General features: G+C 48.8%; 16 protein-coding genes. 13 read left to right on the top strand and 3 right to left on the bottom strand.

Annotated elements, in window-relative coordinates:
* Positions 1-78: 78 nt before the first annotated feature.
* Positions 79-960, bottom strand: a complete 882-nt coding sequence (locus ACUN27_RS35725) for an FAD:protein FMN transferase (RefSeq protein ID WP_315954954.1) — start codon at positions 958-960, stop codon at positions 79-81.
* A 221-nt stretch (positions 961-1,181) separates the two neighbouring features.
* Between ACUN27_RS35725 and ACUN27_RS35720 the strand changes: the two genes are divergently transcribed.
* The 3 genes from ACUN27_RS35720 to ACUN27_RS35710 all read left to right on the top strand — a co-directional run bounded on the left by ACUN27_RS35720 (position 1,182) and on the right by ACUN27_RS35710 (position 5,581).
* A complete protein-coding gene (locus tag ACUN27_RS35720; RefSeq protein WP_127458044.1) occupies positions 1,182-1,865 on the top strand; it encodes a response regulator transcription factor in 684 nt (227 codons plus the stop codon).
* On the top strand, positions 1,862-3,385 hold the full coding sequence (locus ACUN27_RS35715; protein ID WP_326062875.1) for a sensor histidine kinase: 1,524 nt from the start codon (positions 1,862-1,864) through the stop codon (positions 3,383-3,385). The genes ACUN27_RS35720 and ACUN27_RS35715 overlap by 4 nt, the downstream gene beginning before the upstream one ends.
* Before the next feature lie 1,098 nt (positions 3,386-4,483).
* Positions 4,484-5,581 (top strand): hypothetical protein, encoded by a 1,098-nt coding sequence (locus ACUN27_RS35710; RefSeq protein ID WP_445560519.1) that lies wholly within the window; start codon positions 4,484-4,486, stop codon positions 5,579-5,581.
* Between the two features lie 57 nt (positions 5,582-5,638).
* Here the strand turns inward: ACUN27_RS35710 and ACUN27_RS35705 are convergent, their stop codons facing one another.
* Entirely contained in the window at positions 5,639-6,694 is a 1,056-nt protein-coding gene (locus ACUN27_RS35705; RefSeq protein ID WP_445560518.1) for a metallophosphoesterase family protein, read from the bottom strand.
* A 156-nt stretch (positions 6,695-6,850) separates the two neighbouring features.
* On the opposite strand from ACUN27_RS35705, the gene ACUN27_RS35700 reads away from it, so the two are divergent.
* Genes ACUN27_RS35700 through ACUN27_RS35690 form a run of 3 tightly spaced genes read left to right on the top strand, consistent with a single transcriptional unit; the run spans position 6,851 to position 8,795 of the window.
* Positions 6,851-7,219, top strand: coding sequence for a GntR family transcriptional regulator (locus tag ACUN27_RS35700; RefSeq protein WP_127458717.1), 369 nt, complete (start codon positions 6,851-6,853; stop codon positions 7,217-7,219).
* Complete coding sequence (locus ACUN27_RS35695) at positions 7,219-8,115, top strand: ABC transporter ATP-binding protein (protein WP_326062878.1); 897 nt, start codon at positions 7,219-7,221, stop codon at positions 8,113-8,115. Before ACUN27_RS35700 ends, ACUN27_RS35695 begins: the two co-directional genes overlap by 1 nt.
* Entirely contained in the window at positions 8,112-8,795 is a 684-nt protein-coding gene (locus ACUN27_RS35690) for a hypothetical protein (RefSeq protein WP_326062879.1), read from the top strand. Before ACUN27_RS35695 ends, ACUN27_RS35690 begins: the two co-directional genes overlap by 4 nt.
* Positions 8,796-8,837: 42 nt before the next feature.
* On the opposite strand, the gene ACUN27_RS35685 is transcribed toward ACUN27_RS35690, so the two are convergent.
* Entirely contained in the window at positions 8,838-9,068 is a 231-nt protein-coding gene (locus ACUN27_RS35685) for a spore germination protein (RefSeq protein WP_445560517.1), read from the bottom strand.
* Positions 9,069-9,258: 190 nt separating this feature from the next.
* On the opposite strand from ACUN27_RS35685, the gene ACUN27_RS35680 reads away from it, so the two are divergent.
* The 7 genes from ACUN27_RS35680 to ACUN27_RS35650 all read left to right on the top strand — a co-directional run bounded on the left by ACUN27_RS35680 (position 9,259) and on the right by ACUN27_RS35650 (position 13,886).
* The gene (locus ACUN27_RS35680) at positions 9,259-9,579 is read left to right on the top strand and encodes a LiaF transmembrane domain-containing protein (RefSeq protein WP_315954948.1); all 321 of its coding nucleotides are present in this window, start codon (positions 9,259-9,261) and stop codon (positions 9,577-9,579) included.
* A gap of 39 nt (positions 9,580-9,618) precedes the next feature.
* A complete protein-coding gene (locus ACUN27_RS35675) occupies positions 9,619-10,314 on the top strand; it encodes a PspA/IM30 family protein (RefSeq protein WP_445560516.1) in 696 nt (231 codons plus the stop codon).
* Positions 10,283-10,747: a PspC domain-containing protein gene (locus ACUN27_RS35670; RefSeq protein WP_445560515.1), complete on the top strand. Its 465-nt coding sequence runs from the start codon at positions 10,283-10,285 to the stop codon at positions 10,745-10,747. Before ACUN27_RS35675 ends, ACUN27_RS35670 begins: the two co-directional genes overlap by 32 nt.
* Before the next feature lie 3 nt (positions 10,748-10,750).
* Complete coding sequence (locus ACUN27_RS35665) at positions 10,751-11,437, top strand: PspA/IM30 family protein (RefSeq protein WP_315954945.1); 687 nt, start codon at positions 10,751-10,753, stop codon at positions 11,435-11,437.
* 219 nt (positions 11,438-11,656) lie between these two features.
* Positions 11,657-12,547 carry a polysaccharide deacetylase family protein gene (locus ACUN27_RS35660; RefSeq protein WP_445560514.1) on the top strand — a complete coding sequence of 297 codons (891 nt, stop codon included), beginning with the start codon at positions 11,657-11,659 and terminating at the stop codon, positions 12,545-12,547.
* A 62-nt stretch (positions 12,548-12,609) separates the two neighbouring features.
* The gene (locus tag ACUN27_RS35655) at positions 12,610-13,497 is read left to right on the top strand and encodes a prolipoprotein diacylglyceryl transferase family protein (protein ID WP_445560513.1); all 888 of its coding nucleotides are present in this window, start codon (positions 12,610-12,612) and stop codon (positions 13,495-13,497) included.
* Positions 13,494-13,886 carry a DUF3905 domain-containing protein gene (locus ACUN27_RS35650; protein ID WP_315954942.1) on the top strand — a complete coding sequence of 131 codons (393 nt, stop codon included), beginning with the start codon at positions 13,494-13,496 and terminating at the stop codon, positions 13,884-13,886. Before ACUN27_RS35655 ends, ACUN27_RS35650 begins: the two co-directional genes overlap by 4 nt.
* Positions 13,887-13,928 lie beyond the last annotated feature (42 nt).

The raw sequence follows: 13,928 nt of genomic DNA, 5'->3' as shown, positions 1-13,928 counted from the left end.
AAATAACCATCCTTGTGGGTAAATCATCTGAAATATGTGGATAATGTGCGCAAGTATGTGGATAAAGGTTCCAGTGGCTTAAGATACCTTATCTTGAAAGTGATAATGGTCGATTCGCATATCCAGCCATCTTCGCTGGAGAGAGGCTTTTTTCCCGAAATAGTGAAGCTCCTGTTCCGCGGTAATCACGACCGCTTCACACACGGAGGTGCGTTTGGCCAGCAGCGCCAGCCCTTCATGAACACCAAGTCTTGCAAGCGTCCTAGCCCAAACTTGGCATTCCACAAGATCTTCACCGGCAACCGTGCACTGCACGACATCATGGACCGAGCCAGCATCCGGATCTTCGAACTGGCTGTACGTCGATAGGGAACCTTCGGGTAAAGCGATGGCACCTAGCTTAGCGTTGTCATGCCAAGGGTTCTGAATGCCGATAATCCAAGGATCAATGCCCAGCGAGCTTCGACCCCATACCGTAATTTCTCCTCCGGCGAGGATTAAGCCTTGCTCCAGGGAAAGCTGTTTCTGCATATATTCTGCTAATCGTTTGACCGCCCAGCCCTGCTCCAGCCCTCTCAAATGAATGTTGGCATTATGGGGGAGCTTAATCGATTTCGTGGAGGGATCTACTTCCCATTCCAAAAGGGCAGCAGCCTGCGCACCATCCGCATGAAGTGGATGATAATAGCCATCGGTTACAGCTTGGTACATTTCAGCTAAAAAAAGTACCTCTAGCATGGTATTAGAAACCATGCAATTTTCCCCGGCTAATGTATTTAATAGAGAAATTTCACTGTCGGCAAGAGCCGGGCTGAAACGCTTATCGACATTGCGAAACCAATCATCGGTTAATTGCGTGATGAGCGTGCGCTCTTTATCGTCACAGCGGAGCAATAATTCGATCTCAGCCTTGAGCGATTGGAAATGGAACGAATGGAAGGAGGGGGATAATGGCTCCATAAGTGTTTCCTCTTTTCTTTGGTGTCCTTTACGTTGTTGGTCTAATTATAGAAGCATTACCTGAGATTCAATTGATAGTTAGCTGAAAAATTACTGAAAAGTGATAGTATTCAGCAACCTTTCAGCTTTTGCTCAGGTTGCTTTTAGGCAGGATATGGGATACTGACTATAGAAAATGTCTGTAAAGCCTGTATTGAATTGAACCCGGGAGGAACGACCCCATGCGCCAGTTAAAAGGAATCAAAATTCTGCTCGTAGATGACGAGCCTCATATTTTGGAATTTTTAGAATTAGGTCTAACGAATGAAGGCTTCGAGGTGATGACCGCAACGGATGGACTTTCCGCCATCACGACATGCAATAAATTTCAGCCGCATATTGCGATATTGGATGTGATGATGCCGGGAATGGACGGATTCGAAGTTTGCCGTATGATCAAAAAGACGGAAAACATCGCCGTCATCATGCTGACAGCCAAAGACGAAATCGATGACCGGGTGAAGGGACTTACAATCGGAGCGGACGATTATATGGTCAAACCGTTCAGCTTTGAAGAGCTGCTTGCCCGCATTTATGCGCGGATACGCAATCATTTTCCAAACTTGTTCGGCGAGGTTGTGATTGGACCGCTTCGCATGGATGACCGTCGCAAAGAAATTAGCCTGCATGACAGAGTACTGGAGTTATCCCCAACCGAATATGAGCTGCTTAAATTCATGGCGATTAATCATGGACTTGTGCTCAGCAAATCGATGATTCTCGATAAAGTTTGGGGATATGATTTTGGAGGCGAAGAGAATATCGTGGAGGTGTACATTCGGTCCTTGCGCGATAAGCTGAACGATAAGGAACATAAGCTGATTCGCACGATTCGCGGAGCCGGTTACCGGATGGATTTGACATGAAAAGGAAGGGGAGGTTTGCCGATCTTTTTGCGACGGGCTCTCTGAAATTTCAACTGCTTTCTAGAACCTTACTGGTGCTATCCGTGCTGCTGCTGCTCATTGGGGTGTTTCAATATGTCGTTATGCAGCGGTTCATGTATCAAAATAAAGCGGAGACCATCCGCAATCAGCTTGCTGCACTGCCCCCGAATATGCTGCGTCTGGGTTTGGGTACTGGAGACGGGCAAACGCCCGTATTTCCCTCAAACCGTGAGAACCGGCCTGGTTTCGCCGGTGAGCAGGAGCGGATTTTCGTATCGGAGTTATCCATTGCTTTTATTGATGAAAAAGGAAATTATAAGCTGATCTCCTCACCTTATGAGCAGCCAGCTCCACAACTGAGCCAAGAGGAATATCTGAGTCTCCTGGCAAAGAAGAAAATGAAGCTGGAGCACCGCATCGTCAAAGATGAGAAGGGCAATGATCAACTTGTGGTTTTTCATCAGATTGGCGGAGAGCCTGAACGATCCCGGGGCGGTCCCGGCGGACCAAGCTTTCAGGGCATTATTCAAGCCAGCACCAGTGTTGCACCGATTCGGGATGTGTTGGTTCAGCAATTGCTTACTTTTATTTTTCTATCCTTGTTAGCGATGGTGTTTGGTCTTCTAGGCTTCCTTCCCGTCTTGCGCCGAACGCTGGTTCCGCTCTCCAATATGGTGGATACGGTCAAGCAGATTGACTCAGGTAACCTGAACGAGCGATTCCCTGCACATCAGGGACAGGTGGAAATTGATCGTCTGGCCGCCTCATTTAATGGGATGCTGGAACGGTTGGAGGTATCTTTCGAGGCGGAAAAGGAAGCGAAAGAGCAGATGCGCCGTTTCGCAGCGGATGCTTCGCATGAACTTCGCACACCGCTCACGTCCATACACGGCTTTCTGGAGGTACTGCTTCGCGGAGCATACCAACAGCCGGAGCCATTGCTGAAAGCATTGAAAAGCATGCATGGCGAATCCGTGAGAATTAACAAACTTGTCGAGGATCTCCTTATGCTGGCGCGGCTTGATCGTTCTCCTTCTTTTCAGAAGACGGAAGGCGTGCTGGATGAGATGCTGCATGAGATGGAACCGCAGCTGCGTCTACTGGCAGGAGACAGGAAGGTGACCTTCCACCTGGCTCCCCAGACCCGGTATCTGTATGATCCGGATAAAATCAAGCAGGTTGTGCTGAACCTGTTCCACAATGCCGTTCAGCACACGCACCCGCTGACGGGGGAGGTCGGGCTCACGCTAGCCCAAACGCCATCTGGCGTGGAAATTGCGATCCATGACAACGGAGAGGGGATTGCCCCCGAGCACCTTCCTCATCTGTTTGACCGGTTTTACCGCATCGACACCTCGCGGGCAAGACGGAGCGGCGGCGCCGGTCTGGGCTTATCGATCACTCATTCCATTGTCCAGCTTCACGGCGGATTGATTGAAGTGCATAGTATCGTGGGAGTGGGAACCACCTTTAAGGTGATTCTTCCTGCGGTGAAATAAAAAGATGCCTATCTCGGCTGATGCCGGGATAGGTTTTTTGTTGTTACGAGGGGTGGGCATAACCCCGGTACGATCTGCCCCTCGATGGTCGACACACTTGTTACGGACTCAGCAGCCGCTATTTTGCCTCTTTGAGTAGATTTGGAAAGCTACCGGACTGAGGCGCCGTTATCTACTGGTTTGCAGCTGTTTTAAGGCCATTTCTTGACGATTAGCGGCAGGTGAATCCGTTAGATACTAATCCTATCCCAAAAGCGGCAAATAGCCCCACTCAGTCCTTTAGCACACAGCAATGCTCAGAAGTGGTGATCTGATGGTTGTAGTAACATGAACACTCCAATAGTAGTTAACTAGTTAAAATGCCTAAATCCCACCCAAAGTAGCCAGCTAGTAAAGTATCAGAATCCCACCAACGTAGCCAGCTAGTTAAAGTACCTGAACCCCACCCAAAGTGGTCAGCTAGTTAAAGTGCCTGAACTCCACCAAAGTAGCCAACTAGTTAAAGTACCTGAATCCCACCCGAAGTAGCCAACTAGTTAAAGTACCTGAACTCCACCAATAGTAGCTAACTAGTTAAAGTACCTGAACTCCACCAATAGCCGCTCACCCATCAGCCCTCCGTAACGCCCAATCTCCCGCACCTCCTCCAGTCCCCGATTCAGTTCGCACCAGAACCAGAACCAGAACCAGAACCTCGCCCTCGCCGCCAGCAGCCCCGCACTTGAACCGAAGGGAACTACAGGGTCTTAATTGAGCCCAAAAGGCTCATTTCAGTTTTTGAAGGAACTACAGGGCTCTATTTCCCCTCAAAAGCTTACCTACAAGCCGATATCGCTAAAATAGCGCCCTCTAGTTCCCTTTGACTAGCGCAAACACAGATTCCAGGCAGAATAACGCCCTGTGGTTCCCCACGGAGTCTATCCATGCACTTTTTCACCCAATGAGCCTACGTGAGACTAGTTTCCTTTTTCAGCCAATTCTCAGATACTTCTCAACCAACATTCAGTTACTACTCAGATCCAATTCAGGTAAGGCATCTATACTAGGTTTTGTAAGGAACAAACAAAAAAATAATTGAAAGAAAAGGTGGAACACACGATGAAAAATATCTCCAGAAAAATTCTTACAGGTTCATTGATCGCTTCTTTTGTACTTGGTGTCGGTTTTGTTGGAGCCCTACATAATCAAGCATATGCAGATACGATAAGCCCTTCCGCAAACGATATGACTCAAAAAGCAGGCTTTGGCAAAGGAGGAAAAGGTTTCGGAGATCGCGGCGGCTTCCGCGGCGGGAATGTGTTGAAAGAAACAGCAACCATCTTAGGTGTTGAGGAAAGCGCTGTGCAAGAGGCATTGAAAGCAGGCAAAACATTGGCTGCATTCGCAGAGGAGAAAGGCCTGACGAAAGAAGACTACTTGCAAAAGCTGGTTGCAGCGGAAACAACATCCATCACGGATCAAGTAACGGCGGGTAAATTGACACAAGAGCAAGCGGACAAAATTGTTGCCGGTCTCTCTGACCAATTAACGAAGCAAATCGATGGAACAGGGTTCAAAGTCGGCTTCGGAGGCGGTTTCCAGGGTGGTTTCCCGGGCGGCGACCGCGGTGGAAAAGGACATGGTGGCGACAAACTTCTTGAGGAAACGGCTACCATCCTTAGCGTTGAACCAAGCGCTGTGCAAGAAGCTTTAAAGGCAGGCAAGACTTTATCAGCATTTGCAGTTGAAAAAGGCCTAACAGAAGCAGACTTCGTGGCGAAGTTAGTCGCGGCTGAAACAACAGCGATTAACACTGAAGTTACAGCTGGCAAGCTGACACAGGAGCAAGCGGATAAAATGCTAGCTGATCTTTCCTACCGTGTTACGAAACAAGTGCAAAGCACTCGTCCGGAAGGCGGACCTGAAGGCAGAGGCGATCACCGTGGTCCCGGAGGTCCTGGTTTTGGAATGTTCGGCAACCCTGAAGCACTGACACAGATCCTGGGCATCACCCAAGAAGAGCTGAGAACGGAGCTGGAAGCAGGAAAATCCATTGCTGACGTGGCTTCTGCCAAAGGCATCAGCGAAGATGATCTTATCAGCAAAATCAAAGACAGCATGACAGATGGCATCAAAAAACAAGTCGAGCAAAAAGGCTTCGTTGGCCCTAAAGGCAAGCCTTCCAAAGAGGAAGCAGCTCCGGCAGCAACGAACTAATCGAATAAAAAGCCGCACTCCTTTCCCGTTATTCGGGACATAGGAGTGCGGCTTTTTTTATTTGACGTCGTAGCCTTTCGCGATGGAAGGTTCAATCCAGCGCTTCGTCGTATGCTCACGACGCATGATAACCACGCGGTCCTTGTAGACGTCCACGATGAGACTCTGGCTGACGCCAATCGTCTCCGGTTCGTTCTGAGCGTTCCATACCTCGCGGATGGAAGCGCTGGAAGCGGCCAGAAACTTCAGCTGCTTGACTTGGTTGGTCGTCTCCAGGTTCCAGTGGGTATGGCCGCTGAACAAAATAACATTCGGGTGCTCATCCAGCAGCGCCCGCAGTTCCTCGTGCTGGACGACGCCCAGCTCACGGTCTGTACCATCCAGCGTCTGCGGCAGCGGCTGATGGAGGAACACAAACACGGGCTTGCCGGCATCCGCCGTGCCCGCGACGGTAAGCCGATCGCGCAGCCAGGTGAGCTGCTCGGCCGAGAGGAACGCATCCTCCTTATAGGAGGCGTTCACGTCACGATACGCTTCCCCGCTAAGGAAGAGGAAGCGGTAGCCCTCCACGATAAGCTCGTGATACGGCTTATCGTAGCCCCACATGCGGTCGAATAACGCGACCGCTTGTTTGCTGGACCAGGCAGGATTCATCTTCGATGTATCCATGCCACCCTCCGGCGTACGCCATACGCCGTAGTAGTCGTGGTTGCCCATGGTCGCGTGCACAGGGGCATGCGGCTGGCTGCTGAGCAGCCCCATCAAGCTGCGATAGTCGCCTTCGGTGCCGCCCGTCAGGTCGCCGTTGAGCACAAGCAGCTTGCTCTCCGGACGCAGCTTGTGGTGATCGACCAGCGCGCGGCTGAGCAGCAGCTGGGACACTTGATCCGTGTTCACGATATGAGTATCGCTAAGCACGGAAAAGGAAAATAGCGGGGCTCCCTGCAGGGCAGAGGGAGCCTCATTTATTTGGTTTTCGGCTAGGTAGTTTGCACGCTGCACGTCTTGTGTCCTTGACTCCGCACTATAGGCGGTGACAGTTATGGATATGAGCAGCAGGGCAGCGAGAGTTAGACGCATTTTAGATAAAAACATAGGCGGATTACCTTTCATGGGAGTAGTGAATGACAGTTTGTTATAGTGGTATTCCCAGTTTGGAGGGGATTTATGTTTGAAAGGGTGCCCAAAATACGCAATGCCTGTTGACAATAGAGTCCTTTGGTTGTATGGTTAATTACATGAGTAATTAACCAATGTGGTGGTGAGGAAATGGGTTTGACGATGGACGATAGCCGCCCGATTTTTGTGCAGATCGCGGAACGGATTGAAGATGACATTATTGAAGCAAGAATGCCGGAAGAATCGCAGGTGCCTTCTACGAATCAATTCGCAGCTTTTTATCAAATTAATCCGGCGACCGCGGCGAAAGGCGTTAATTTGTTGGTGGACCAAGGTATTTTGTATAAGAAACGCGGGATTGGCATGTTTGTAGCGGAGGGAGCGCGGACGAAGCTGATGGAGAAGAGAAAAGAATTATTTTATGAACAGTATGTTGTGGCGATGGTGAAAGAAGCTGAAAAGCTAGGGATTACGGTGGAACAGCTAACTGAAATGGTGCGAAGAGGAGGGAAAGTGTGATGACCCACATTGTGGAAGTAAACGGGTTAACGAAGTCTTATGGGAACGTAACCGCGGTTGATCATGTCAGCTTCAAGGTAGAAGCAAATAAAATCTATGGTTTACTGGGTAGAAACGGTGCGGGGAAAACCACGATCATGCATATTCTTTCAGCCCAGCAGTTTGCTACCAGCGGCGAGTTGAAGGTATTTGGCGAAGATCCCTATGAAAATAACCGTGTTTTGAATCAAATCTGCTTCATCAAGGAAAGCCAGAAATATCCGGAGGGTTATCGTGTTGCAGATGTGATGGAGATTGCCAGAACACTTTATCCGGATTGGGACGATGCGTATGCTAAGTCATTGATTGAAGATTTTCGATTGCCTTTGAAAAGAAGAGTGAAGAAGTTGTCCAGAGGGATGCTTTCCTCTGTTGGAATTGTGGTTGGTTTGGCCAGCCGCGCACCGTTAACTATATTTGATGAGCCGTATTTAGGCTTGGACGCCGTAGCAAGAGCTTTATTTTATGACCGCTTGCTGGAGGATTATGCGGAGTATCCGCGTACGGTGATCCTGTCTACGCATTTGATCGACGAAGTAAGCCGTCTGCTTGAACATATTTTGGTCATTGATAATGGTCAGTTGATCCTCGATGAAGATGCGGATGCGCTGCGCGGCCGCGCTTGCACAGTATCTGGGTTGGCTACGGCGATAGACGCGTTCTCAAGAGGCAAGGAAGTGCTAGAGCGTCAGTACATTGGTGCTGCTGCAACGGCCACAATTCTGGGTGCTTTAACGGATCACGATCGGAGAGAAGCGGAGTCGCTGGGGCTGGAGTTTGCGCCGGTATCCCTGCAGCAGCTCATTGTGCATCTGACACGTACACCACTTGTGGGGAAGGGGACTGAGCGGATATGAATCGGGTAAGTAATGTGATTAAGCTTCATATGCGGAATAAAATGTCGTGGTTATTCGTCCCATGGATGATTCTTGGCTTGAATTTTGTTATCAGTTTTTTCATTGCGTTATCCCTGAATGAGGAAGAGACAATGAATACAGGCGGCCTTGCTTCAATATTCATTTACGCATTAGTTTCAGGCGCCGTGACACTCAAAGATACATTCCCTTTTGCTTTGGGACTCAGCATCCGTAGAAAGGATTACTTCGTAGGAACAGCTTTAACAACTTTCCTCTACAGTATTTGTACAGCGGCGCTGCTCGTGATTTTGTCACTTATTGAAGAAAGTACCGGTGGTTGGGGAGTTCGTTTGCATATTTTCAAAATTGCTTTTTTGGGAGATACTTCACCCATCGCAGTTTTCGGTATTTATTTGATTCTCCTGCTGCAAATGTACTTTCTGGGGTTTGCCACTTCCAGCATTCATAGGCGTTTCGGAGCGTTAGGTATGTTAATCTTTTTCGTTGTTGCGCTTCTGATAGGTACAGGAGGATCCATGTTATTATCCCAATTCGGGCTGTGGGGAAGTATCTTTTCATGGATCGGTCAACATTATCTGGAGCTATTTTGGTGGATGGTGCCGTTGGTTGCTGTTTATTTGCTGGCAGCATATGGCTTGTTGCGCAGGGCAGCGGCTTAATTGGAAATGAACCCGGGAATTTGTTCCCGGGTTCATTTTGCGTTACAGCACATTATTCGTATTCGTATCAATGAGATCCGGATCACTCGTATTGGCACTGCCGTTTAGGACATTCTGGACACTTCCGAAGCTATCCCCCGGGGAAAATGAGTTGGCGCCCGCATAGATCTTGGAGTTACTCGACAGCCGTATTAATGCGGTATCCCCAAACTGGACATTCGAACCCGAGTTCACACTTAGAATTTTGACACCGCCATAGACCACTGAAGGCATTGGTTCGGCCCCCTTCCCACTCACTTGTTATTGTATGTACACGGCAGCCTATCTGCCACCGCAATATTTCCGGTCTGAACAGAGGTCGTAGATGCGCCCCGACTAAGGTCTAGTATGAAATACCGTCCGCGGTCCGTTTTGGAAAGGCTCGATTTTACCTAGAATAAAGACATGAACAAGAGCACAGCACATGACGAAAGGCGGTGACGAAATCATGAAAAGAAATACAGGCTTAGCCGCTCTGCTAATCGCATTCGGCGCACTGATTCTGCTTAACAAGTTAGGACTTCACATGGGACCCTTTATCGGTTCGGTGATGGGATACCTGATTCCGATTGGTATGGTCGGTCTAGGATATATTGGCATTCAGAATGGCAATAAATTCGGTTGGCTTATTGCAGGAATCGGCGGTGTTATCCTGGTTGGCAAATTAGCCGGCTGGATCATTATTCTTCTGGCGATTGGATTGATTGGTTACGGGGTTTCGATGTTGACAAGAAGAACCGTGTAAATAGGATGGCAAAACAGAGTGGAAAAGGTGGTATGAGAGATGAGCCTATTGAGGCGTATGAGAGACATTACCGTAGCATCCCTGAATGAACATTTGGAACGGTCCGAAGATCCGGTTCGCTTGATCGACCAATACTTAGCTGCTCAGCGCGAACAGCTTCAACAATCCGAGAGGCTGTACCAGCAATGCGTCACTCACGCAGCTTCGCTAAGGCAGCAATATTTGACGGCGTTAGAAACCAAAGAGAAGCGCGAGCAGCAAGCGCTCCTGGCTTTGAAGGCCGGCGAAGAACATATGGCACGGATTGTGCTTCAAGAGAAGCTGCAAGCTGAGGAGAAAAGCGAGCAATATCGCGAATTGTATGAGCAAGCCAAGCAATCCATCCTGGACTTGGATGAGGAGCTGCAGCAGCTCAAAGCAGATTACAAAGAAGTGGCAGATAAACGCAGCTACTACCTGGCCCGAATGGAATCCGCTCGCTTGCAGCAGAGATTGCATGCTCGCAGCAGCGTGTCGCAGGATGCGTCACCACGGATGTTCGGCCGCTTGGAAGAGCGCGTATCCGATATGGAGCTTCATGCAAGAACGCTCCGAGATGTACGACGTATGGGCCGAGAAAGCTACTACGGTGCGGGAAATCCGGCTGTAGACGCGGAGCTTGAGGCACTGCGGAATAGGCTGAATCAGGAGGGAGCAGACAATCATGAGCAAAATATACCGCTCACGAAGAGATAAAAAAGTAACCGGTCTTTGCGGCGGACTCGCCGAAGCTATGAACGTTGATGCTACATTACTAAGACTGCTAGTGGTTATCACAACATTTTTCACAGGCGGAACGGTCATTTTCATCTACTTTATGGCCGCTATTGTGATTCCGAAGGAGCCTGGTTACGACCATCCGCCTTTTGATCCTTATGCCGGCTCGTATGCCCGCCCTCCGTACAACGGTGGATGGAACACAACGGCACACAAGCCGCACTCTGGTCACGTGCCACCGCATCATGCAGGCTACAACGCACCATACGAGGCAAGCAAAACTAATAACATTGATGAAATGATGAAAGATATCGAGAAGAAAGCTTTGCAAAGAGAAGTGGAAGAACTGAGAGCCAAAGTCGCTCGTTTTGAACAACAACAACCAATTGATATTAAAAAAGGAGACGTGTAAACCATGGGAGTATTTACAAGAATGAAGGATATGACAAAAGCATCAATTCACGAGGTATTGGATAAAATCGAGGATCCGATCGTCATGTTGAATCAGTATCTGCGCGATATGGAGCAGGAAATTGCGCAGGCGGAAGTGACAGTAGCTCGACAAATTGCAAGTGAGCGCAAATTGAAACAGCGCCTTGAGGAGTCCGTTCGTCTAGTAGCTGATCGTGAAGCGAAAGCTTCCGCAGCAATCAAAAACGGTCAAGAAGGCATCGCTCGCCAAGCGGTTGAAGAAAAATTGTACCATGAAGATAAAATTGTGGAGTACACAGATTTATATGCTTCTGCAAAAGCACATGCCGATGAGCTGACACAACAGCTTCATGAAATGAAAGATGAGTTCTACAAAATGCGCAACAAACGCAACGAGCTTGTATCCCGTGCTCAGCTTGCCAAAGCGAAAAAACAAATGGCGCAAGTTTCCTACAACGGCGTAATCGAGAGCGGCAACGCATCCCGTGGCTTCCAACGCATGGAAGAGAAAATCATTCAACTGGAAGTTGAAGCGGAAATCGCACGCAAGCCATATGTACCCGCTGGTACGGTTGGCAGCTACACGCCTGTTGATGTTGCGAAGCAAGCAAAGGTTGATGAGCAGATGAACCTGCTAAGAGAGAAATTAAACGGCAGCGCTGCTGAGTAAGCGGTTTGTAAGGAAAGGACCATCCTTAGGTTGAAATTGACCTGTGGATGGTCTTTTTTTATGTTCTCATAAAACGACGAAGCTTACTGCCAGAACTCACTTAAAGGGGGGAGATGGGCTGTTCCTGTCGGATTTCCCGGGAAATATTGGATTTAATGTCGAATGAGCGGATAGCCATACTAAAGTGGCACAGGAAACGCACGAAAAGGGGGAGCATCCATGGGTGATCAGAAACGGCGAGCGGGCATTTATTTAATAGGGTTAATGATTAGCGTCAGTGTGGCAGGGTGTGGGACCGATCAAATACATACGGAGCAAGCGGCGCAAGTACCTAAACAGTTATCCGGAAAAATAGCGAGTGAAGTATCAGAGGTGAGCCCAGCTTCTCCAGTGGGTGATAATAAAGAAATAACGGTCGTGGAGACGAGGCATTTTTATTCCGGCCCTCCACATCACAGTCCACCTCCTGTAGGGAATAAAATCGCCTATTTGACCTTTGATGACGGTCCGTCAAATAGTACACGGAAGATTTTACATATTTTAAAAACCTATGGGGTAACCGCAACTTTCTTCGTCATAGGCACAGAAACGAGCGAGGGCAAATCGCTCTATAAAGAAATCGCAGCGGAAGGACACACACTTGGGAATCATACGTATTCACACAATTATAACCGTATTTATAAATCGCCTGAAGCTTTCATCAAAGATGCAAGCAGGTTGGATCGACTTCTGGAGGAAACGGTCGGTTTTCGACCTGAGATTCTAAGGTTTCCAGGCGGTTCGAACAATCAAGTGAGCCGTAAATCCGGCGGCAGGGGAGTTATGAGTAGGGTGACGGCCAAGGTAAAAGAGCAAGGTTACCAGTATTTCGACTGGAACGTTAGCTCGACGGATGCTGCTGCCCCCGTGCAGGATAAAGATATGATCATCGATTCTGTGCTGAGCGCAAGCAAAGGGAAGAAGCGTATTATCGTATTGATGCACGATAACACGTATAAGACCACGACTTTAGAGGCGCTGCCTGTCGTGATCCGCAAGCTGAAGGCTGCCGGCTTCCGTTTTGATAAGTTGCAGAAATCCTCCTTTACCTTTCAGTTCTTGGAGCCTTGATAGTTGCACATCGCGTCACCTCTCGTTACGATGGAAGTAATGGAGAGAGGGAGGCGATAAGAATGCCGGATGTATTTCAGTTAGGACCCTTGCAGCTGCAGGGCAAGCTGGTAGCGGTCCTTTTGGCTTGCGCTATAGGCTTATGGCTGATTCGAAGAGCAGCGCGGCAATTAAGCAGTCGGGAAGAGGCCACGATGACTAAGCCGATTGATGATATCGTTTTTGCTGGTGCAATCATCGTACTAATCGCATGGAAGCTTGGCGTTATCGTCACACAACCCTCGTTACTCTGGACAAGTCCATTGAAACTTCTTATGGTAGTAGGCTCTAGCACAGAAATCATGCTTGGACTTCTATTGGCTGCTGTTTATATGTACGTTCAAATAAGAAAACAGCGGATATCGCTGTACGTTTTTCTAGATATACTGGCTACTGGTCTGACTGCAGCCGTATTTGTATATTGTGCGTTGGTCCCGGCATACGGATTTCCGACTACATGGCCGTGGGGCATCAGCGTCGAAGGTACGATATCGCATTTTCATCCTTTTCACGCCTATGTGTCGCTGCTGCTGCTTCCTCTGCTTATTTGGCAGATTGGATATGAGGGGCGCCGAAATCGCTATGGGAGCGGGATTTTACTGAAGTACTCACTGATGTACGGAGGCGCTGCAGGGATGTTGACTAGTTTTTTTGCTGCTGCGAAGCCGGAACTGCTTTATTTAAGCATGGCACAGCTGATCTTTCTTTTCATGATCGTGATTGGAATGCTTCTACCTGCTTTGGCACATAATACTGGCAGAAGGGAGCTGAGTGCAATGAGTCAAAACGATTCCAAGACCCAAATCCAACAAGAACAGCAAAACAAAGAACGCGAGAAGTCGCAATCAGATGCAGGGAAAGAGGGCTTTGTAGACAAAAAACTGGACGGACCCAACCGGCCATCGACATGAGCAAGGATCCGAAAAAGGCAGCCCAAGCCGCTCAAGACCAAAACAATCTCGATCCTTTCGAGATCGATTTTCTCCCGCAATTTGAGCAGGGGCGTGGTCCACGTGAGGCGTTCGTGAACGAACATGGTGTCGTCATCGGCGATCATGAGTATGAATCAGACAACTCCCCGCTGGAGCAGTGGACGGCTGAGACCGATCCTGAAGTCATGGCAGGCGATGAATGGGTTCACCCGTATAAGGACATTGGCTTTCAAAGCGCCGAGAATCGCGATTATTTCGAAAAGGGCATCGTGCCCCAAAGCGGGATTTTCACGCATCCGGATAAAGATGTTTCATTTGAGCCGGGAGAGGCTTCTAGTACGAGGAAAAAGGATGAGGCGGAAGCTTAATAGCTTTCGCTTTATTTCCATTTGTTTTAGAAGTCAGCTATA

This window comes from Paenibacillus sp. WC2504 (assembly GCF_052682475.1).
Note: the sequence above shows the minus strand (reverse complement) of the source record. Positions and strands in the feature narration are given on the sequence as shown.